We start from the raw sequence: 19,880 nt of genomic DNA, 5'->3' as shown, positions 1-19,880 counted from the left end.
CCATAAATTCGGCGTCATCTTTGTAGGGTATTGCTTACATAACCTTTAGTTTCCTGTAAGGTTTGCCCTGTGAGGCGTTGGCCCGTGTGCGGGCACCGAACGCCGAGCCTTCAGGATTATTGGACGTTCTGCACGGATCGCAGCAGCCTCAGGATCGAGGCGGCCTTTAGCGCGTGCAGCGAGCGCTGCGCGCCATGTCCGGAGCGTACGGCGTATCGACGGCCCCGCCTCATGCGGAGCGACGATGCGCGGTGCCTTCATCTGCCTGCAGCGATTTGCATGACCCCGATCACCGAGTTGCGCGTTGCCGTCCACGGATTCAGTGCCGAGGAGCGCCATCTGCTGGGACAGCAACTGCGGACGCTGCAGCGGCGGACCCGCGTCAACTGGGCTTTCGCCGCGCCTGGCGAGGCTGCGGCGCTGACCATCGAACATCCGCAACGACAGGCCGATGGTCGCGCGCTGGCGCGTATCCGCGATGCGGCAGGCGATGAATTGCGCGCGCAGCTCCTCGATTGGCCGCTACGGCTGTCATCGTTGCTGACGCTGCTCGATGAGGCCGAGGCGCTGCTGCTGTCGGCGCACGCCGCGCGGCTGCGAGCGCAGGGGCCGGTCCTGCGCCTGCGTCGGCTCGCGGTGCCGACGCTGATCGCGCACGACGATGTCTCGGTGCTGGTCCTGCCTGACGATCAGGAATTGCTGGCGAACGTGCTCAATTTCGACGGCCTCGTACAGGCCTTTCTTGATTTGCCGCCGGCCTTGCCGTGGCGTCGGGTCGACGCGCCGCAGGCGCTGAGCCGCACCATGCACGCCTATGCGCTGCCGCGCCTGATCTGGGCCTTGTCGCTGCAAGCGCCGGCGGATCCGGCACGCGGCTGGCGGAAGGCTGGCGTGGAATATCACCTCGAATCCTGGCCGCATTTCGGCGAATGGCGAACGACACCGGAGCTGATGCGGCTGGCGGCGTTCTACACCCGTCAGCACGCGACCTTGCAGCAGGGCGCCGAGTTTGCGCACGTCGAGCCGGAGGCCGTGGCGATCTTCCTGCAGGCCTGTGACGCCTGTGGGCTGGGTCTCTCGCAACGCGCGCCGGCTCCGGTGCCGGTCGATGCGCCACGGTGGCGCGACCGCTTGTTGCAGCGTCTGCGCGCAGCCAATCCCGACCCTCAGCACTGAAGACGACGGCGCCCTGCGCGCCGTCGCGATGCATGCGGGTCAGGTGCTACCGGTCGCGCGCTTGGCGTCGTCGAGATCGCGCGAGCGCAGGCGCTTCTGAATCGCGCGCAGAATGCCGGCGGTGTCGAGGCCGATCTGCGCCAGCAATTCCTCGCGCGTGCCGTGCTCGATGAAATGGTCGGGCAGACCGAGGTTGAGTACCGGCACCGTGTGATGCTGGGCGACCAGCACTTCGTTGACGCCGGAGCCGGCACCGCCGAGGCGGGCATTGTCTTCGAGCGTGACGAGCAGATCGTTTTCGTTCGCCAGTTCGAGGATCAGTTCGGCATCCAGCGGTTTGACGAAGCGCATGTCGGCGACCACGGCGTCGAGAATCTCGGCCGCTTCAAGCGCCGGTTGCACCATCGCGCCGAACGCGAGGATCGCCACGCGCGGCCGGCGGCGACCGTGCGCTTCACGAACGATGCGGCCCTTGCCGACGGCCAGAGGCTTGGGCTCGGCGTCGAGCGCCACGCCGGTGCCGTTGCCGCGCGGATAGCGCACCGCGCTGGGCTGGTTCAGCGCCACGCCGGTGCTCAGCATGCGCCGGCACTCGTTTTCGTCGGACGGTGCCATCACCACCATGTTCGGAATGCAGCGCAGATACGACAGGTCGAAGGCGCCGTGATGCGTGGCGCCGTCGGCGCCGACCAGGCCGCCGCGGTCGATCGCGAACACCACCGGCAGATTCTGGATTGCGACGTCGTGGATCAACTGGTCGTAGCCGCGCTGCAGGAAGGTCGAGTAGATCGCGCAGACCGGTTTCAGTTCTTCGCAGGCCAGGCCGGCGGCCAGCGTCACCGCGTGTTGCTCGGCGATGCCGACGTCGAAATAGCGGTCAGGAAAGCGCTTCGAGAACTCGACCAGACCCGAGCCCTCGCGCATCGCCGGCGTGATGCCGACCACCAGCGGATCAGCGGCCGCGGCCTGGCACAGCCAGTCGCCGAACACCTGGGTGTAGGTCGGCGCGGCGGCGGCCTTCTTGGCCGGGAACGCGCCGGTCACCGGGTCGAACTGGGTGATGCCGTGATACTTGATCGGGTCGGCCTCGGCCGGCTCGAAGCCTTTGCCCTTGGTCGTCACCACGTGCAGCAGCTGCGGGCCCTTGGCGTTGCGCAGGCGTTCCAGCGTTGCGGTCAGCGACGGCAGGTCGTGGCCGTCGACGGGCCCCGAATACGTGAAGCCGAAGGTCTCGAATAGTGCGCCGGGGTGCTCGAGGTGCGCCTCGTTATGTGCGGCCTGCGGCGCGCGCGCGTGATGCGGCGCGGTCAGGCCGAGCTTCTGCATCAGTCGCGCCGAGTGGTCGCGCAGGGCGCCGACGTTCTCGGAAATCGACATGTCGTTGTCGTTGTAGATGACGAGCATGTCGAGGCCGAGGTGGCCGGCGTGATTGAGGCCTTCGAACGCCATGCCGGCGGTCATGCCGCCGTCGCCGATGACGGCGACCACGCGACGCGGCTCGCCCTTGAGGCGCGCACCAGCGGCCATGCCGGCGGCGGCGGAGATCGACGTCGACGAGTGGCCGACGCCGAAGGTGTCGTATTCGCTTTCGGCGCGATGGCAGAACGGCGCCAGGCCGCCGAGTTTGCGGATCGTCTCGAGACGTTCACGCCGGCCGGTCAGGATCTTGTGCGGATAGGCCTGATGGCCGACGTCCCAGACGACGCGGTCGTACGGCGTGTCGAAACAGACGTGCAGCGCCAGCGATAGCTCGACGGTGCCGAGATTGGCGGCGAAATGGCCACCGATGCGGCCGAGGGTCTCGATCAGGTAGCGCCGCATCTCGACCGCAAGCGCTGGCAGTTCATCGGCTGGCAGCTTGCGCAGATCGTCCGGCGTCTGGATACGCCCGAGCAGGGCGTAACCGGGGATGTCAGTCATGAGACTCCGGTGCCCGTGGCACCCTCAGGATCAAAGCGGGGATTATCGGGAAACACGGCGCCCCGAACCAGTGCATGGCCGGACTGTCGCTCAGCGATCACGACCTTCGATATGGCGCGACAGCCACAGCAAGGGTTCCGCAGCGTCACTGAAAATCGCAAGCGATTCGCGTGCCGATTCGAACAGTTCGGCGGCGCGCACCTTGGCGGCGGGCAGGCCCATCACCGACGGATAGGTCGATTTCAGGTGTGCTTCGTCCTTGCCGGCGGTCTTGCCGAGCGCCGCCGAGCTGGACTCGATGTCGAGAATGTCGTCCTGGATCTGAAACGCCAGACCGATGCATTTTCCGTAGTGGTCGAGCGCCTCGACCTGCGCCGGCGGCCGCTCGCCGGCGGCCAGTGTCGCCAGTTGCAGGCAGGCACGGATCATCGCGCCGGTCTTGTGCACGTGCAGGGCTTCGAGTTCGGCCAGGCTCAGCGTCCGTCCCTCGGACTCGAGATCGACGGCCTGGCCGCCGACCATGCCGCGCGAGCCGGCCGCTTCGGCCAGCACCGCGATCATGCGCAGGCGCTGCGCGGCGTCGATGCCGGACGCGTCATCGGCGGCGATCACATGGAACGCCTGGGTCTGCAGGGCGTCGCCGACCAGGATCGCGGTCGCTTCGTCATACGCTACATGCGTCGTCGGCCGACCGCGCCGCAGCGCGTCGTCGTCCATGGCCGGCAGATCGTCATGAACCAGCGAATAGACGTGGATCATCTCGATCGCACAGGCCGCCGCGTCGAGCGCGCGGGCCGGCAGGCCCAATACCTCGCCCGCGGCGTAGACCAGCAGCGGTCGCAGGCGCTTGCCGCCGTCGCTGGCGTAGCGCATCGCCTCGTGCAGGCGCGCCGGATAGGTCTGTGCGGTCGGCAGCCAGCGCGCGAAACTGTCGTCGAGACGCTGACGGTAGGGGGCGAGTCGCTCCGCGAACGGCGCGCTCACGCCGCCGGATCCTCGCCGTCGCGCGTGTCGCCGGCACTGGCCAGCAGTTCGTGAACCTTGAGCTCGGCGCTGTCGAGCGAACCGCGGCACTGGCGGGCGAGGGCGACACCGCGCTCGAAGAGGCGCAGCGACTCGTCGAGGCGCAGTTCGCCGCGTTCAAGCGACTGCACGATCGTTTCGAGCTCCTTCATCGCGTCCTCGAACTGGCCGACGGTGTCGGGCGCGGATTCCTGGGGCGGGGTCTTGGCGGGCATGGCAGGCATACGGAACGGGGCGATATTGTAAACGCCCGCCGAGGGCGCGGCACCGCGCAGCGCGGGACCTGCATCGACTGGTTGCGGTCGCCGTGCATCCAAAACGCGTGCAACCCGCATCCAATGCATGAAACCGGTCGTGACAATCCGGCCGTGCCCCTTATTCGCTACGGAGTTGCCGATGCTCAATGTTCTTGCCACTGCGACGGCCAGCCTGCCGATCGAACCGGTCGACTCGCTGGATGTGACCGGCCTGACTGCGGTGATCATGGCGTTCACGCTGCCCGCGGTACTCGTCATCGTCATCACCATCTATCGCCTGCGCCAGCAACGTCTGCTCAACGAGATGGTCGACAAGCTGATCGCTGCCGGCCAGCCGGTTCCGCCGGAAATTTTGATGATGATGACGCGCACGCAACGCTCCAGCCTCAGCCGCGCGTTGACCATGCTCGGCGTGGGGGTCGCGGGCGGGTTGGCCCTGTATTTCACCGACAACGATGCCTGGCCGTGGGCACTGGTGCCGCTGGCGGTCGGTGTTGCGCGGCTGATCGCCTGGCGCGTCGAGGATCGCCATTCGGACAGCAAGGGTCGCTGAAGGCCGGCTGGACTCGCCCCGTGCCCATCGCTGCCGAACCGGCCGATGCGACGCTGATCGCCCGCGTGCTCGCGGGTGACGATCGCATGGCCTTCGCCGCGCTGGTACGCCGCCATCAGTCGGCGGTGCGCAGCCTGCTGCGCCGCTTGACCGGTGGCCAGCACGCGCTGGCCGACGATCTGGCACAGGAGACCTTCCTGCAGGCCTATCGCAAGCTGGCGCAGTTTCGCGCCGACGCGCGGTTCTCGACCTGGCTGCACCGAATTGCCACCAACGCCTGGCTGCAGCACCTGCGCGCGCGCCGCATCGAGCTGTCGCTCGACGACGTGCCGGCAGTCGATGAGGGCCTGGCGGCCGACGACGAGGCGCCGCGCGCCGATCTGCAGCTCGACATGAATCGCGCGTTCGCGGTGCTGTCGCCGGCGGAAAGAGCGGCGATCGTGCAGTGCTACCATCTCGACATGAGTCACGAGGAAGCCGCCGCCGCGCTCGGTTGTCCGGTCGGCACGCTGAAGTCGCACATCTCGCGCGGCAAGCAGAAATTGAAGGCCCGCCTGCGGGCCTGGGAGCTGGCATCATGAATTCCCATTCCGATTCCCGCGCCGACACGCACCGCGACGACGAAGACGCCTGGCTGCGCCAGCTGCTGCGTGAAGACGGTGAGCAGGCCCCGCACCTCGACGACGCCGGCTTCACGATGCAGGTGCTGCAGACGCTGCCGCCGCCGCGCGACCATGGGCCGGACTGGATCGGCGGTCTGGTCATGATCGGCATGCTCGGTTTCGCGCTGCTGTTCGTGACCGGTCTGCTGGTGCATCCGGCCGATCACGCGGCCGAACTGGCCGGTCATGCGGTTCGCCAGCTGTTTGCGCATCTGCTCGATTTTCGTCTCGACCAGCTGTGGCCGTGGCTTGGCATGCTGCTGGCGCTGGGTTTTACCGGAACGGCGCTGCTGGACGACTGACGGCGCCATTGCGGGTACGATCGGCGTCGGACGCGCTGCCCGAAGATCGGGCCGCTGGCAACCTTGCCGGCAGCCGGTGCATTGGCTACCTTCGCGCGTCCGAAACGCGACCCTAACGATGGCTGCCAACCCGAACAATAGCTCTTACAGCGCTGAAGCAATTGAAGTTCTTCAGGGCCTGGACCCGGTGCGCAAGCGTCCGGGCATGTATACCGACACCACGCGCCCCAACCATCTGGCGCAGGAAGTGATCGACAACGCGGTCGACGAGGCACTTGCCGGCTACTGCAAGAACGTCGTCGTCACCGTGCACGAGGACGGCTCGTTGGAGGTCTCCGACGACGGTCGCGGCATGCCGGTCGACGTGCATCCGGTGCACGGCGTCACCGGTGTCGAGCTGATCCTGACCAAGCTGCATTCGGGCGCCAAGTTCTCGAACAAGCAATACCAGTTCTCCGGCGGTCTGCACGGCGTCGGCGTGTCGGTGGTCAATGCGCTGTCGACCAAGCTCGATGTGCGGGTGTTCCGTGACGGCACGGAATACCTGATCGAGTTCGCAGGCGGCGAGCTCGCCGAAAAGCTGCGTCCGGTCGGCACCGCACCGAAGAGCAAGCGCGGCACCACGGTGCGTTTCTGGGCCGATCCGAAGTATTTCGACTCGCCGAAATTCTCGATGCCGCGCGTCAAGCAAGTGCTGCGCGCCAAGGCCGTGCTGTGCCCGAATCTGCGCGTGACGCTGATCGACAAGGCGCACGGTGAAGAAATCACCTGGCAGTACGAAAACGGCTTGCCGGACTATCTCAAGGACGCGCTGGCCGGTGCCGAGACGTTGCCGGCCGAGCCGTTCGTTGGTCAGTTCAAGGCCGCACGCGAGGAAGCCGAGTGGGCGCTGGTCTGGCTCAACACCGAGGGCGGGCGCAGCGAGCCGGTCGCCGAAAGCTACGTCAACCTGATTCCGACCGCGCAGGGCGGCACTCACGTCAACGGCCTGCGCACCGGCCTGACCGAGGCGATTCGCGAGTTCTGCGAGTTCCGCAATCTGCTGCCGCGTGGCATGAAGCTGACGCCGGAAGACGTCTGGAGCAGTTGCGCCTACGTGCTCAGCGTCAAGATGCAGGACCCGCAGTTCGCCGGCCAGACCAAGGAGCGCTTGAGCTCGCGCGAGACCGCGGCTTTCGTGCAAGGCGTGGTCCACGACTCGTTCAGCCTGTGGCTGAACCAGCACACCGATGTCGGCGAGCAGATCGCGCAACTGGTCATCGCCAACGCCAATGCGCGCCTGAAGCTGTCCAAGCAGGTGGTACGCAAGAAGGTCACCAGCGGTCCGGCGCTGCCGGGCAAACTGGCCGACTGCGTGTCCAGCGACGTCAAGCTCACCGAGCTGTTTCTGGTCGAGGGCGATTCGGCCGGCGGCAGCGCCAAGCAGGCGCGTGACCGCGACTATCAGGCGGTGATGCCGCTGCGCGGCAAGATCCTCAACAGTTGGGAAGTCGATTCGGGCGAAGCGTTGGGCTCGCAGGAAATTCACGACATCTCGGTGGCGATCGGCGTCGATCCGGGCAGCTCCGATACCAGCGGTCTGCGCTACGGCAAGGTCTGCGTGCTGGCCGACGCCGACTCCGACGGTCTGCACATCGCGACACTGCTGTGCGCGCTGTTCCTGCGCCATTTCCGGCCGCTGGTCGAGGCCGGGCATATCTTCATCGCGATGCCGCCGCTGTTTCGCGTCGATGCCGGCAAGCAGGTTTTCTATGCGCTCGACGAGGCGGAGAAGAACGGCGTGCTCGATCGGCTGATCGCCGAGGGCAGCCGCGCCAAGCCGCAGGTGACGCGCTTCAAGGGTCTCGGCGAGATGAACCCGCTGCAGCTACGTGAGACGACGATGGCGCGCGACACGCGGCGCCTGGTGCAGCTGACGCTGGGCGGCGAGGAACCCGAGCATGTCGGTGCCGACGAAAAGCTGATGGACATGTTGCTCGCCAAGAAGCGTGCGTCCGATCGCAAGGAATGGCTGGAGCGCGAGGGCAATCGCGCCGAAGTTTCGTAAGGCGTGGCGGACGAGGCCGCTGCCTCTGCCGCAAGCGTCGACGATGTGCCCATGAACGCTTCCGCTCCCAACCAGAACGAACTCGGCGCTGCGCTGAAACGCTGGTTCGGCTTCGACCATTTCCGGCCGGGGCAGGAGGCTGTCGTGCGCGATGCGCTGGCCGGTCGCGACCTGCTGGCGATCATGCCGACCGGTGGCGGCAAATCGCTGTGCTTTCAGCTGCCGGCGCTGCTCAAGCCGGGTGTGATGATCGTCGTCTCGCCGCTGATCGCGCTGATGCAGGATCAGGTGCGCTTGCTCGGCGAGATGGGCATCGCCGCGACGTTCCTCAATTCGACGCTCAGTGGCGCTGAAGCGTCGGCGCGCAGCGCGGCGCTGCTGCGCGGCGACTACAAGCTGCTGTATCTGGCGCCGGAGCGCTTGATGCTGCCGGAGTTTCGTGAGGGCCTGCTGATGCGGCTGATGGCGTCGCCGGGCGTGTCGGCGATCACCATCGATGAGGCGCACTGCGTGTCCGAATGGGGCCACGACTTTCGCCCCGAATACCGACAGCTCGGTGCATTGCGCGAGCAGCTGCCGGACGTGCCAATGTTCGCTTTCACGGCGACTGCGACACAGCGTGTGCGCGGCGACATCGCCGCGCAGTTGCATCTGCGCGAGCCGGCCATGCATCTGGCCAGCTTCAATCGACCGAATCTCTACTACGCGGTGCGGCCGAAAACGCAACAGACCTATACGCAGCTGCTGGCGCTGGCGCGTGATGGCGGTTCGGGCATCGTCTACTGCCTGTCGCGACGTCGCGTCGACGAACTGTCGGCCAAGCTCGCCGCCGACGGCGTGCGCGTCGCGCCGTATCACGCCGGTCTCGATGCCGACACGCGCGCCGACAATCAGGAGCGCTTCATTCGCGACGACGCGCAAGTGATCGTCGCCACCATCGCGTTCGGAATGGGCATCAACAAGCCGGACGTGCGCTGGGTCGCGCATTACGATCTGCCGCGCACGATGGAAGGCTATTACCAGGAGGCCGGCCGTGCCGGTCGCGATGGCGAGCCGTCGCGCTGCATTCTCTTTTTCGGGCTCGGCGACATTCGCACTGCCGAGTTCCTGATCGCGCAAAAGACGCATCCGGAAACCAGCCTGCCGCTCGAACAGGAGCAGCGCGTCGCCCGCCAGCAGCTGCGCCAGGTGCTGGACTACGCTGAGTCGCACGAATGCCGCCGTGCGGTGCAGCTGCGCTACTTCGGCGAGACCTTCGAAGGCAATTGCGGCGCCTGCGACAACTGCCTGGAGCCCAAGGTCACGGAGGACTGGACGCTGGAAGCACAGCAGTTGCTGTCCTGTGTCGCGCGCCTTGCACAGCGCGGCGAGCGCTTCGGCAGTGCGCACGTCATCGATATCCTGCGCGGCTCGGAAAACCAGAAGCTGATCGACCGCGGCCATCAGCAGCTGTCGACCTACGGCATTGGCCGTGCGCGCACGCTCGACGAATGGCGCGCGGTGGTGCGCACACTGCTGCATCAGGGTGTGCTCGACGAAACCACCGACGGTTATCCGGTGCTGCGCCTCACCGCCGCCAGTCGCGACGTGCTCAAGGGCCAGCGGCAGATCGACGTGGTGCCGCCGCCGAAGCGCGAGAGTGCCGCCGAGCGTCGCGCCAAGAAACGCTCGCTGGTCGATACCGGCCTGAGCCCACAGGACCAGAGCTTGTTCACGCAGCTGCGCGCCCTGCGCAAGACGCTGGCCGACGCGCAAAACGTGCCGCCGTACGTGGTGTTCAGCGACGCCAGCCTGCGCGAAATGGCCGAGCGTCAACCGCGCGATCTCGACGCATTCGCCGAGATCAACGGCGTCGGCGCGCGCAAGCTCGAACAGTACGGCACACCTTTTATCGAGCTGATCCGCGCGCATGCGGACAGCACCTATTTTTCATGACCGGCCGCCCCTCGCAGCGCCACGGCGTTGACGGCGCGGACCGGATGCAAGCCCACCAGGGAATCACGCGATGACCGATACCACCGACAATCTCGACAACGAACGCGTGCCGCTGCGCGTGTTCGCCGAGAAGGCCTATCTCGATTACTCGATGTACGTCGTGCTCGACCGCGCCTTGCCGAACGTCGCCGACGGCCTCAAGCCCGTGCAGCGCCGCATCGTCTATGCGATGTCGGAACTCGGCATCAACGCCGGTTCCAAGCCGCGCAAATCGGCACTGACCGTCGGCGACGTCATCGGCAAATACCATCCGCACGGCGACAGCGCCTGCTACGAGGCGATGGTGACGATGGCGCAGCCGTTTTCGTACCGCTATCCGTTGGTCGACGGTCAGGGCAACTGGGGTTCGCAGGACGACCCGAAGTCATTCGCCGCCTACCGCTACACCGAATCGCGGTTGACGCCGTATGCGCAGACGCTGCTCGCCGAACTCGGCATGGGCACGGTCGACTGGCTGCCGACCTTCGACGGCACGCGTGACGAGCCGCGCCTGCTGCCGGCACGCCTGCCGAACATCCTCGTCAACGGCACGACCGGCATTGCGGTCGGCATGGCCACCGACATTCCGCCGCACAACATCCGCGAGTTGGTCAACGCCTGCCTGTATCTGCTCAAGCATCCGAACGCGCACGTCGAGAAGCTCTGCGAGTTCGTGCCGGCGCCGGACTATCCGACCGGTTGCGAGATCGTCTCTGAGCCGCACGATCTGTTGAAGATCTACCAGACCGGCTATGGCCAAGTGCGCGTGCGCGCGCGCTGGGAGCGTGACGAGGACGGCAACATCATCGTCACCCATCTCGGCCATCAGGTCTCGCCGGCGAAGATCCTCGAACAGATCGCCGAGCAGATGCGCGCCAAGAAGCTGCCGCTGGTCGAAGATCTGCGCGACGAGTCCGACCATGAAAATCCGACGCGTCTGGTCGTCGTGCCGCGCAGCAATCGAGTCGACGCCGAACAGCTGATGGCGCACCTGTTTGCGACCACCGATCTCGAACGCAGCTATCGCGTCAATCTGAACATGATTGGTCTCGACGGCCGGCCGCGCGTCAAGAACCTCAAGGAGATTTTGACCGAGTGGCTGGAGTACCGCTTCGCGACGGTGACCAAGCGACTCAATCATCGCCTCGGCAAGGTCAACGATCGCCTGCACATCCTCGAAGGCTTGTTGATCGCGTATCTGAACATCGACGAAGTCATTCGCATCATCCGCTTCGAGGACGAGCCCAAGGCCAAGCTGATGAGCACCTTCGCGTTGTCCGACGCGCAGGCCGAATGGATCCTCGACCTCAAGCTGCGCCATTTGCAGAAGCTCGAGGAGATGAAGATCAAGGGTGAGCAGGAAGAGCTGGCGGCCGAACGCGCCAGGCTCGAAGACTTGCTCGGCGACGACGAAAAGCTGAAGAAGCTGATCGGCGAGGAGCTCAAGGAAGACGCCAAGAAATTCGGCGATGAGCGTCGTTGCCAGATCAACGCGCGGCCGCCGGCCGCGGCGCTGGAGGCGACCGACATCCTGCCGGCCGAACCGGTCACGGTGGTGCTGTCCAAGGCCGGCTGGATTCGCGCCGGCAAGGGCCATGAACTCGATCCGACGGCGCTGAGCTACAAGTCCGGTGACGAGTTCGGCTTTGCTGTGCAGGGCAAGACCAACCAGTTGCTGATCCTGCTCGATCACAAGGGTCGTTGCTACACGCTCAATCCGCGCGAGCTGCCGTCGGCGCGCTCGCAGGGCGAGCCGGTGACGACCAAGATCGACATTCAGGGTGGGGCGCGTCTGAACGGCCTGCTGATGGGCGATGGCGGCGACAAGCTGGTGCTCGGCAGTGACGAGGGCTACGGGTTCATCGCCCGCCTCGGCGATCTCGAGTCACGGCTGAAGGCCGGCAAGGCGGTCATCAATGTTTCGGAGACCGCCAAGGTGCTGACGCCGGCACGCGTCGCCGATGTCTCGCAGGATCGTTACGCGCTGGTCACCGCCGAAGGGCGGCTGCTGGTGTTCCCGCTCGCCGAGCTGCCGGAACTGGCCAAGGGCAAGGGCAACAAACTGGTCGCGCTGAAGGGCGAAGACCGCATTCTCGCGTCCTGCGTGTTGCCGCCTGACGCAAGCCTGACGCTGGTCTGTGGCAAGCGTACGCTGACCTTGAAGCCGACCGATCTGGCGCACTACAGTGGCTCGCGCGCCAGCCGCGGCAGCCATCTGCCGCGCGGATTCCAGCGCGTCGACGGCATGTATGCGGAAGGCAAGTAAGGGTTCGGACGGAACCGGACGACGCCTTTCGCGGTCTTGAAAGGCGTCGATTCCGACCCCAGCTGTCGATTGAGTCCCGACTGAAAAGGCAGTCTCGAACACCCTATGAAACGCGTTTTCCTGTTCCTCGCGACCAACCTCGCGATCGTCCTCGTGCTCAGCGTCGTCACGTCGATCCTCGGCGTCAACCGCTGGATCATGGCCAACGGCCTGAACTATCAGGCATTGCTGATTTTCTGCTTCGTGTTCGGCATGGGCGGCGCGTTCATCTCGCTGGCACTGTCGAAGACCATCGCCAAGTGGTCGACCGGCGCGCAAATCCTCAAGGAGCCGCGCAACTCGTCGGAGATGTGGCTGCTGCAGACGGTCGAGCGCCAGGCGCGCGCCGCCGGCATCGGTATGCCGGAAGTCGCCGTCTACGACGCCCCGGAGCCGAATGCTTTCGCCACCGGCATGAGCAAGAACAACGCACTGGTGGCGGTGTCGACCGGCCTGCTGCGTTCGATGACGCAGGATGAGGTCGAGGCGGTGCTCGGCCACGAGATGAGCCACGTCGCCAACGGCGACATGGTGACGCTGACGCTGATCCAGGGCGTGCTCAACACCTTCGTGATGTTTCTCGCACGCGTGGTCGGCTATGCGATCGACCAGGCAGTGTTCCGCCGCGGCTCCGATGATCGCGGGCCGGGCTTCGGCTATTTCATCACGGTGATGGTGCTCGAAGTGCTGTTCGGCATCCTTGCCAGCATGATCGTCGCGTGGTTCTCGCGTCAGCGCGAGTTCCGCGCCGACGCTGGCGGCGCGCACCTGGCCGGCAAGCGCAAGATGATCGCCGCGCTGCAGCGTCTGCAATCGGCGCATGAGCCGTCGACGCTGCCGCAGAACATGACGGCGATGGGCATCACCGGCGGCCAGCTGGCCAAGCTGTTCGCGTCGCATCCGCCGCTCGAAGTACGCATCGAAGCGTTGCAGAAGGCGCAGACGGTCTAAGATCGAAAGCGGCAAACGAAAAAGGCGGCCCGAGGGCCGCCTTTTTCATGCGCGTCGCGCGATGTTCAGCGCACGCCAACGTCGGCCGACATCAGCACCACTTCCGGTTCCTGGACGTGGTAGCCCTGGATGAAGTTGACGCCCATCTGCCACAGGCGCGCCATCAGGTTGGCGTCCTCGATGTGGCTGACAATGACCTTGATGTTGCGCGCCTTGGCCTGCTCCATCAGCGCGGACATGCGCTTTTGCGTGTCCTTGTCGCCGAAGTGCTTGGCAAAGCTCTGATCGAACTTGATGAAGCGCAATGGCAGATGCTCGATCAGCTGCGCCGAATTCGGACCGGCACCAAAATGCTCGATCGCCGTCTGCGCGCCCATCTCCATCAGGCTCTGCATCAGCAGCTTGGCCTTGCGCACGTGGTTCTGCAGAATCTTTTCGCGTAGTTGGAAGACCAGCTCGCCGTTGCGCAGCGGCCGGTTCTCGAGCAGCGTGCGCAGCCAGGCGACGAAGTTCTCGCTGTCCTTGAGCGTGTCCTCGGACAGTTTGATGAACAGGCTGGAACTGTCCTGTGCGCCGTCGCGCTTGGCCTGCATCTTCAGGCTGCGCGCGGTGACCCAGCGGTCGATGGCGCGCATCTGGTCGGTCTTCTCGGCGCCGGCGATGAACTCCGAGGCGTGCACCTCGCGGCCCTCGGGGTCGATCAGGCGCACCAGCACGTCATAGTGGTGGCGCGTATCGCCTTCCAGGCTGGCGATCGACTGATAGGCCAGCTTCAGGCGATCGTCGACCAGCGCCTTGCGCACCATGTCGGCCTGGCGACGCAGCTCGCGCTCCTGCAGCGAATTGGCGGCAGTGGCGCCGATATTGGCGAACTGCTTGCCGCCCTGTGCCGACAGCTTGCGCGTCGTCGCGACCAGCTCGGATGCGACAGCCGTGGCCTTCTCGCTGCCCGAGAACGGATAGGCGACGACGGTCAGCGACAACTGCGCTTCGTGGCCGGCCGTACTGAAAATGCGTCGCGCGGTGTCGGCGACGAACTTGTCGCCCCAAGGCTCGATGGCGCCGCCGTCCTTGAACGTGGCGATGACGGCGAGTTCCGAGGTCGAGAAGCGAAACACCGAGTCGTCGGCCTGCAGCTGTGATTTCAGCCAGTCGCTGAGCTGGACCACGGTCTGCTCGACATCGTGCAGGCCGATGCGCTCCTCGAGCGCGGCGAAATGATCGATCGACACCAGCAGCGCGGTGCGCTGCGCGTGCGGCTGTGATTGCTGGGCGCCGGTGGTGGCAACCGCGGCCTCCAGTCTTTCAAAAAACTGCAGGCGATCGTTGACGTGGTCGACTGACGCCGTGGCGGCGGCCTCGGCTTCCGAGCGGATCAGCATCTCGATCATCTGCTCGCCTTCGACTTCGGTTACCGTCAGGCGTGCATTGATCGCGATCGACGCGCCTTCGCGGTGTTGCAGCGAGCAGTCCAGCGAGCGCTTGTCGGTCTTGCCGCGCAGGACCTGGCGCAGCTGTTCCTTCACCTTGGGCGCATAACCCGGCGCCACCAGATCCATCAGCGGCACGCCGGCCAGCGACGCGGCATCGTCGTAGCCGAGCAGGGCGGCGAACGCGGGGTTGGCGTCGGAGACGATGCCTTCGAGGATGTGCGCGACCGCGTCATTGGTCGCGCTGAGCAATTCGTGATGCAGCGACTCGAAGTTTTCGAGGCGCTTGCGGGTCGCGCGCAGTTCGCGCTGCTGGCGGTGCGCGGCGAATTCGCGCAGGGCCACCAGTTCGAGGTGGCGCAGGCCGCGCAAATCTTCGTACGAAACATGATCGCGGGCACCGGCGGCCATGGCCGCGATGCTGTCCTCGGCGACGATGCTGGGGCTCAGCAACACCACCGGCAGGTCTGGCGCGAGGCGCGCGCAAAGCGTGATGACGTCGGCCAACGGGGCGTCGGCCAGACCGTCGGCGCAGAGCACCATGTCGGGCGGGCTGCGGCGCAGCGTTTCCTCGACGTCCTCGATGTCGGTGACCCAGGCGGTGCGCACCGGGTGACCGGCATTGCGCAAATAGCTTTCGATGCGCTTGGCGACGCTCTCGGAGTCGATGACGGTAAGAATGACGCTGCCGGCCGTTTGTTGGGCGGCGACGATCGAGGGAAGCGGTGGCAACGAGTCAGTAGGCATCAGCGTGTTCACAGCAACGGCAGGGGTCAGCATGCGCCCCCCGGGGCCGCACGATGGCGGCCGCCTGCCGAGCGCACCGCCTGCGGCGACGGGCGGCATACAGCTGGCCGCGACCGGTCAGCGAATCCGTGCGTTTCATTCATGGCTGGTGATCGCCCCCACCCCCGACGATGGCTGGTCCGTGAAACCGCAGTGAACCAGGCCCATCTACCCCGTTTATCCCCGTGTGTCCCAGTCGATCCAGGTTTTCGATGGCGCCCCGGCGATTTCTCGCACGAGCCGCGGTACCAAGTATCCGGGCAGACGAGACGATAGCACGCGCATCAAGGCTTGTGCGTCGGCCTCCGGCAGGTCGAAGTGCGCGGCGCCCTGCACGCGGTCGAGCAGATGCAGGTAGTAGGGCAGCACCCCACAGCCGAACAGCCGTTCGGACAGGGCGACCAGGGTTTCGACATCGTCGTTGATCTGTCGCAACAAGACCGCCTGATTGAGCAGTGTGATGCCGCGCCGACGTAGCGGCTCCAGCGCCGTCATTACGCTGTCGTCGAGCTCGTTGGGATGGTTGGCGTGCAGCACGAACACCGTTTGCAAGCGCGTGCGGTCGAGCCAGGCCAGTAGTCGCTCGTCGATGCGTTCCGGCAGCACGATGGGTTGCCGCGTGTGCACGCGCAGACGGCGCAAATGCGGAATCGCATCGAGCGCGTCGATCAGCTCGCCGAGCTTGTCGTCCGACAGCGACAGCGGATCGCCGCCGGACAGGATCACCTCGTCGACGCTGGTGTCGACGGCGATCTCGGCCAGCGCCTCGGCCCAGTGATCACGCGCGGCCAGCTGCTCGTTGTACGGGAAGTGGCGCCGGAAGCAGTAACGGCAGTGCACGGCGCAGGCGCCGGTCGCGACCAGCAGCACCCGGCCGTGATATTTGTGAATGAGGCCGGCGCCGCGCACGCGCGCCAGATCGCCGACCGCGTCGACGACATATCCCGGTGTTTCGATGTCTTCGTCGGCAGCCGGCCAGATCTGGCGCAGCAGCGGGTCGTGCGGGTCGCCTTTGCGCATGCGCGCGACAAAGCCGCGCGGCACGCGCAATGCGAAGCTGCGGCGCCGGCTCAGCGCCAGGTCGGGATGCTCGGGATCGAGTTCGAGATGGGCCAGCAGCTCGGCCGGGCGGCTGAACGCGTGGCGCAGCTCGTGCTGCCAGCCAGGCGCCCGGACAGCGGCGCTCTGGTCGTTTTGGGGGGCGGACGGTATCATTCGCCGCCAATTTTCGCCGCGCCGTCGTGGCCCGGCAACCGGGAAAACTTCCCGTATCCATTTTCAGTAAAGACTTTGCGAGGCTGTCATGGCATCTATCAGCACCAATGAAATGAAGTCCGGGACCAAGGTTCTGATCGATGGCGACCCGTACGCGGTGATCGACAACGAGTACCGCAAGCCGGGCAAGGGCCAGGCGACCAACACGCTGAAGATCCGCAACCTGAAGACCGGCCGTGTCCTCGAAAAGACGCTGAAGTCCGGCGACAGCTGGGAAGCGGCGGACGTCGAAGACACCGACATGCAGTACCTGTACAACGACGGCGAGTTCTGGACGTTCATGGACCCGACCTCGTTCGAGCAGGTGCAGGCCGGCAAGGAAGCGATGGCCGAGGCCGCGCAGTGGCTGAAGGGCGAGGAAACCGTCCGCGTCACGCTGTGGAACGAGGTGCCGCTGATCGTCTACGCGCCGAACACCGTCGAACTGACCATCACCGAAACCGACCCGGGCCTGCGTGGCGACACCGCCACCGGCGGCACCAAGCCGGCGACGCTGGAAACCGGCGCGGTGGTCAAGGTGCCGCTGTTCATCAACGAAGGCGAGAAGATCAAGGTCGACACGCGCACCGGCGAGTACCTGAGCCGCGTCGGCAAGTAATTGCGGTCAGCCGCTGCCGGCGCAGGCCGGCCTGCGGTATCGCCCGCCCGCAAAGGCCGCCTCGCGCGGCCTTTGTTATTTTGGACTGCGCCATGACTGCGACGAACTGGAAACCGACCGCGAGCTTCGAGGTGCTGCGTGCCCGCGCCGCACTGCTCAACACTTTCCGCATCTTCTTCGCCGAGCGCGACGTGCTGGAGGTCTCGACGCCGCTGCGTTCACGCTACGCGACCGTCGATCGTCACATCGACAGCTTCGCCACCGATGGCGGCGGGTGGCTGCAGACCTCGCCGGAATTCGCGATGAAGCGCCTCCTGGCAGCCGGTAGCGGCCCGATCTGGCAGGCTGCGCCGGTGTTTCGCCGCGATGAGCAGGGCCGCGATCACAACCCCGAATTCACGATGCTGGAGTGGTACCGGCCGGGCTTCGACCATTTGACGCTGATGGACGAGGTCGAGGCATTGCTGCGCCGCTGCGGCGCGCCGGAGTTCGGCTGGCAGCGCTACCGGTATCGAGACGTGTTCGTGATCTTCGCCGGCTTCGACCCGTTCAAGGCTGATGCCGCCGAACTGCGCCGTCGTCTGGGCGAGCGCGGCATCGCCGAGCCCGAGGCGCTCAGCGACGACGAGATCGCCAATCCGGATTTCTGGCTGGACCTGTGGATGTCGCTGGTGATCGGCCCCCAGCTCGGGCCGCAGACGCCGGCCTTCGTTTACGACTTCCCGGCGTCGCAGGCAGCACTGGCGCGCGTGCGCGATGACGAGCCACCGGTCGCCGAGCGTTTCGAACTGTTCTGGCATGGCGTCGAGCTTGCCAACGGCTTTCATGAACTGACCGACGCTGCCGAGCAGCAGCGCCGTTTCGAGGCCGATCAGCAGTGGCGCGCGGCCAATGGCCGCGCGGTGCCGCCTTACGACGCGGCGCTGATCGCGGCGCTGCAGGCCGGCTTGCCGCCCTGCGCCGGCGTTGCGCTCGGCGCCGATCGCCTGCTGATGCAGATTCTCGGCTGTGCGCGCATCGAGGACGTCATCGCATTTCCGGCCGACCGCGCCTGAGTGACGATCCTGCGCCGTGCCCCTCAGTGCCGGGTGCAGATGTCCCAGGCGAAGCGCGCGATCAGCGCGCTGACGACGACGATGAAGATGACGCGCACGAAGCCGCTGCCGTGCCGGATCGCCAGTCGCGAGCCGACCAGCCCACCGGCGACGTTGAAGGCGATCATCGGTGTCGCGATGTCGTAGCGGACGTGGCCATGCGTGATGAAGAAGGCGAGGGCGGCGCCATTGGTGGTGACGTTGATCAGCTTCGATGACGCCGACGCGGCGAGGAAGCTGAAGCCGAACAGACCGACGAACGCGAAGATCAGGAACGAGCCGGTGCCGGGGCCGAAGAAGCCGTCGTAGAAGCCGATGACCGTGCCGGTCGCCAGGCCGGCCCACAGTGTTTGACTCGGGTTGAGGCGCGGTGCGTGCAGTGCACCGAGGTTTTTCTTCCACAGCGTGTACGCCAGTACTGCGATCAGCAGCACCAGCACCATCGGCCGGAAGGCCTCGCTCGGCACCAGTGCGGCGATGCGCGCGCCGAGAAAGCCGAACAGCAGCGCGGCGACGAATGTCGGGATCGTTGCCCGCCATTCGATGCGCACGCGCCGCGCGTACTGCATCGCCGCCGCCGCCGTGCCCCAGGTGCTGACGAATTTGTTGGTGCCGAGGATGGTGACCGGCGGCACGTGTGGCAGCATCACGAATAGCGCCGGCATCTGCACAAGGCCGCCGCCGCCGACCACGGAATCGACGAAGCCGGCCAGAAACGCGAAGCCGCACAGCGCCGCGAGCGACCAGGACAGGTCGATCACATCAGCTCAGCAATCCAAGCTCGCGCTGGCGTTTTTTCGACAGTTTGGCGGCGACGATCTCGTAAGCGCGACGCAGGCTTTGCGCGTACCAGTCGAGCGGGTAGCGCTTCGGTTCGACGACCGTCACCCACTTCGCGCGCGCCAGATACATCGCCGGCGCGATGCCGGGCTGCTCGGTCAACGACAGGAACAGATCGTCCTCGACCTTGAAGTGCACGCGGTCGGGATACTTGCCGCCGAGATTGAGCATCGCGAACATCTTGCCGTCGACCGACGCCACGAGATGATCGATCCACTTGACGTCGAGCGTCACGCCCGGCCAGGGCGAGACGCACTTGCGGTACTGGGCTTGGCTTAAGGCCACGGCGCGTGCCGGCTCAGAGCAGCGATGCGACCTTGGACGGGATCTTGAAGCGCTTGCCAGCCAGCAGCTGGTTCAGCAGCAGCGTGATCCACTCGCGCGAGGTCGAGAAGCTGCGCAGCTTCAGGTAGACGTCTTCGCCCTCCTTTTCGATCTCGTAGCGGTCGATCGACGCGCTCGCCGGTTCCTTCTCGCCGCGCAGCAGCACGCGGAACTGCAGGCGGCCTTCTTTGGTGTCGACCTGGCAGTCGAGGACCTCGCCGTATTCCTTGTAGCGGTCGTTGACGTAAGCACGCAGCGCGACCGCGAGCGCGCCTTCCTTCATAGATGTACCCAGGCGTCCGAGCATGCGGCCGTCTCCGATGAATTCGTATTCCTTGTTTTTCCGGCCGCGCCGCCATCAGC

18 protein-coding genes are annotated in these 19,880 nt (G+C 65.9%); 10 read left to right on the top strand and 8 right to left on the bottom strand.

What is annotated here, in order from left to right; all coding sequences use genetic code 11:
- The first annotated feature begins 279 nt into the window (after positions 1–279).
- Positions 280–1,176, top strand: a complete 897-nt coding sequence (locus G7Y82_RS13165; protein ID WP_168148593.1) for a hypothetical protein — start codon at positions 280–282, stop codon at positions 1,174–1,176.
- Positions 1,177–1,215: 39 nt separating this feature from the next.
- Here the strand turns inward: G7Y82_RS13165 and dxs are convergent, their stop codons facing one another.
- From dxs to xseB, 3 genes are all read right to left on the bottom strand, one after another.
- Positions 1,216–3,096, bottom strand: a complete 1,881-nt coding sequence (gene dxs, locus G7Y82_RS13160) for a 1-deoxy-D-xylulose-5-phosphate synthase (RefSeq protein WP_168148592.1) — start codon at positions 3,094–3,096, stop codon at positions 1,216–1,218.
- A 90-nt stretch (positions 3,097–3,186) separates the two neighbouring features.
- Entirely contained in the window at positions 3,187–4,080 is an 894-nt protein-coding gene (locus tag G7Y82_RS13155) for a polyprenyl synthetase family protein (protein WP_168148591.1), read from the bottom strand.
- On the bottom strand, positions 4,077–4,334 hold the full coding sequence (gene xseB, locus G7Y82_RS13150; RefSeq protein ID WP_168148590.1) for an exodeoxyribonuclease VII small subunit: 258 nt from the start codon (positions 4,332–4,334) through the stop codon (positions 4,077–4,079). Before xseB ends, G7Y82_RS13155 begins: the two co-directional genes overlap by 4 nt.
- Positions 4,335–4,515: 181 nt before the next feature.
- On the opposite strand from xseB, the gene G7Y82_RS13145 reads away from it, so the two are divergent.
- From G7Y82_RS13145 to htpX, 7 genes are all read left to right on the top strand, one after another.
- Positions 4,516–4,929: a DUF6249 domain-containing protein gene (locus G7Y82_RS13145; RefSeq protein ID WP_168148589.1), complete on the top strand. Its 414-nt coding sequence runs from the start codon at positions 4,516–4,518 to the stop codon at positions 4,927–4,929.
- 20 nt (positions 4,930–4,949) lie between these two features.
- Positions 4,950–5,510, top strand: coding sequence for an RNA polymerase sigma factor (locus G7Y82_RS13140; RefSeq protein ID WP_168148588.1), 561 nt, complete (start codon positions 4,950–4,952; stop codon positions 5,508–5,510).
- Positions 5,507–5,893 (top strand): hypothetical protein, encoded by a 387-nt coding sequence (locus tag G7Y82_RS13135; RefSeq protein WP_168148587.1) that lies wholly within the window; start codon positions 5,507–5,509, stop codon positions 5,891–5,893. The genes G7Y82_RS13140 and G7Y82_RS13135 overlap by 4 nt, the downstream gene beginning before the upstream one ends.
- Before the next feature lie 118 nt (positions 5,894–6,011).
- Positions 6,012–7,940, top strand: a complete 1,929-nt coding sequence (gene parE, locus G7Y82_RS13130; protein WP_168148586.1) for a DNA topoisomerase IV subunit B — start codon at positions 6,012–6,014, stop codon at positions 7,938–7,940.
- A 51-nt stretch (positions 7,941–7,991) separates the two neighbouring features.
- Entirely contained in the window at positions 7,992–9,875 is a 1,884-nt protein-coding gene (recQ, locus tag G7Y82_RS13125) for a DNA helicase RecQ (RefSeq protein WP_168148585.1), read from the top strand.
- A gap of 70 nt (positions 9,876–9,945) precedes the next feature.
- On the top strand, positions 9,946–12,180 hold the full coding sequence (gene parC / locus G7Y82_RS13120; RefSeq protein WP_168148584.1) for a DNA topoisomerase IV subunit A: 2,235 nt from the start codon (positions 9,946–9,948) through the stop codon (positions 12,178–12,180).
- 105 nt (positions 12,181–12,285) lie between these two features.
- Positions 12,286–13,170: a protease HtpX gene (gene htpX / locus G7Y82_RS13115; protein ID WP_168148583.1), complete on the top strand. Its 885-nt coding sequence runs from the start codon at positions 12,286–12,288 to the stop codon at positions 13,168–13,170.
- Between the two features lie 65 nt (positions 13,171–13,235).
- On the opposite strand, the gene G7Y82_RS13110 is transcribed toward htpX, so the two are convergent.
- Positions 13,236–15,347, bottom strand: coding sequence for an EAL domain-containing response regulator (locus G7Y82_RS13110; protein ID WP_168148582.1), 2,112 nt, complete (start codon positions 15,345–15,347; stop codon positions 13,236–13,238).
- 216 nt (positions 15,348–15,563) lie between these two features.
- Positions 15,564–16,601 carry an EF-P beta-lysylation protein EpmB gene (gene epmB / locus G7Y82_RS13105; protein WP_168148581.1) on the bottom strand — a complete coding sequence of 346 codons (1,038 nt, stop codon included), beginning with the start codon at positions 16,599–16,601 and terminating at the stop codon, positions 15,564–15,566.
- Positions 16,602–16,689: 88 nt separating this feature from the next.
- On the opposite strand from epmB, the gene efp reads away from it, so the two are divergent.
- Together efp and epmA are read left to right on the top strand one after the other, a co-directional pair.
- Positions 16,690–17,259 (top strand): elongation factor P, encoded by a 570-nt coding sequence (gene efp, locus G7Y82_RS13100; protein ID WP_168148580.1) that lies wholly within the window; start codon positions 16,690–16,692, stop codon positions 17,257–17,259.
- A 92-nt stretch (positions 17,260–17,351) separates the two neighbouring features.
- Positions 17,352–18,314 (top strand): EF-P lysine aminoacylase EpmA, encoded by a 963-nt coding sequence (gene epmA, locus G7Y82_RS13095; RefSeq protein ID WP_168148579.1) that lies wholly within the window; start codon positions 17,352–17,354, stop codon positions 18,312–18,314.
- 23 nt (positions 18,315–18,337) lie between these two features.
- On the opposite strand, the gene G7Y82_RS13090 is transcribed toward epmA, so the two are convergent.
- From G7Y82_RS13090 to G7Y82_RS13080, 3 genes are read right to left on the bottom strand one after another with little or no spacing between them, the layout of a single operon-like run.
- Positions 18,338–19,114, bottom strand: coding sequence for a sulfite exporter TauE/SafE family protein (locus tag G7Y82_RS13090; protein WP_436286675.1), 777 nt, complete (start codon positions 19,112–19,114; stop codon positions 18,338–18,340).
- A 1-nt stretch (position 19,115) separates the two neighbouring features.
- Entirely contained in the window at positions 19,116–19,478 is a 363-nt protein-coding gene (locus tag G7Y82_RS21730) for an MmcQ/YjbR family DNA-binding protein (RefSeq protein WP_168148578.1), read from the bottom strand.
- 13 nt (positions 19,479–19,491) lie between these two features.
- Positions 19,492–19,824 carry a hypothetical protein gene (locus G7Y82_RS13080; RefSeq protein WP_240954281.1) on the bottom strand — a complete coding sequence of 111 codons (333 nt, stop codon included), beginning with the start codon at positions 19,822–19,824 and terminating at the stop codon, positions 19,492–19,494.
- Positions 19,825–19,880: the final 56 nt, after the last annotated feature.

Origin of the sequence: Solimonas marina (genome assembly GCF_012241385.1) — a bacterium.
Lineage (GTDB): Bacteria > Pseudomonadota > Gammaproteobacteria > Nevskiales > Nevskiaceae > Solimonas > Solimonas marina.
This window is presented reverse-complemented; position numbering and strand designations above follow the sequence as displayed.

Bases quoted from the DNA above. Each gene is read 5' to 3' on its own strand.
- G7Y82_RS13165 (WP_168148593.1), top strand. From the start codon at position 280: ATGACCCCGATCACCGAGTTGCGCGTTGCCGTCCACGGATTCAGTGCC.
- htpX (WP_168148583.1), top strand. From the start codon at position 12,286: ATGAAACGCGTTTTCCTGTTCCTCGCGACCAACCTCGCGATCGTCCTC.
- G7Y82_RS13080 (WP_240954281.1), bottom strand. From the start codon at position 19,824: ATGCTCGGACGCCTGGGTACATCTATGAAGGAAGGCGCGCTCGCGGTC.
- parC (WP_168148584.1), top strand. From the start codon at position 9,946: ATGACCGATACCACCGACAATCTCGACAACGAACGCGTGCCGCTGCGC.
- parE (WP_168148586.1), top strand. From the start codon at position 6,012: ATGGCTGCCAACCCGAACAATAGCTCTTACAGCGCTGAAGCAATTGAA.
- dxs (WP_168148592.1), bottom strand. From the start codon at position 3,096: ATGACTGACATCCCCGGTTACGCCCTGCTCGGGCGTATCCAGACGCCG.
- efp (WP_168148580.1), top strand. From the start codon at position 16,690: ATGGCATCTATCAGCACCAATGAAATGAAGTCCGGGACCAAGGTTCTG.
- epmB (WP_168148581.1), bottom strand. From the start codon at position 16,601: ATGATACCGTCCGCCCCCCAAAACGACCAGAGCGCCGCTGTCCGGGCG.
- G7Y82_RS13110 (WP_168148582.1), bottom strand. From the start codon at position 15,347: ATGCCTACTGACTCGTTGCCACCGCTTCCCTCGATCGTCGCCGCCCAA.
- recQ (WP_168148585.1), top strand. From the start codon at position 7,992: ATGAACGCTTCCGCTCCCAACCAGAACGAACTCGGCGCTGCGCTGAAA.
- epmA (WP_168148579.1), top strand. From the start codon at position 17,352: ATGACTGCGACGAACTGGAAACCGACCGCGAGCTTCGAGGTGCTGCGT.
- xseB (WP_168148590.1), bottom strand. From the start codon at position 4,334: ATGCCCGCCAAGACCCCGCCCCAGGAATCCGCGCCCGACACCGTCGGC.
- G7Y82_RS13135 (WP_168148587.1), top strand. From the start codon at position 5,507: ATGAATTCCCATTCCGATTCCCGCGCCGACACGCACCGCGACGACGAA.
- G7Y82_RS13145 (WP_168148589.1), top strand. From the start codon at position 4,516: ATGCTCAATGTTCTTGCCACTGCGACGGCCAGCCTGCCGATCGAACCG.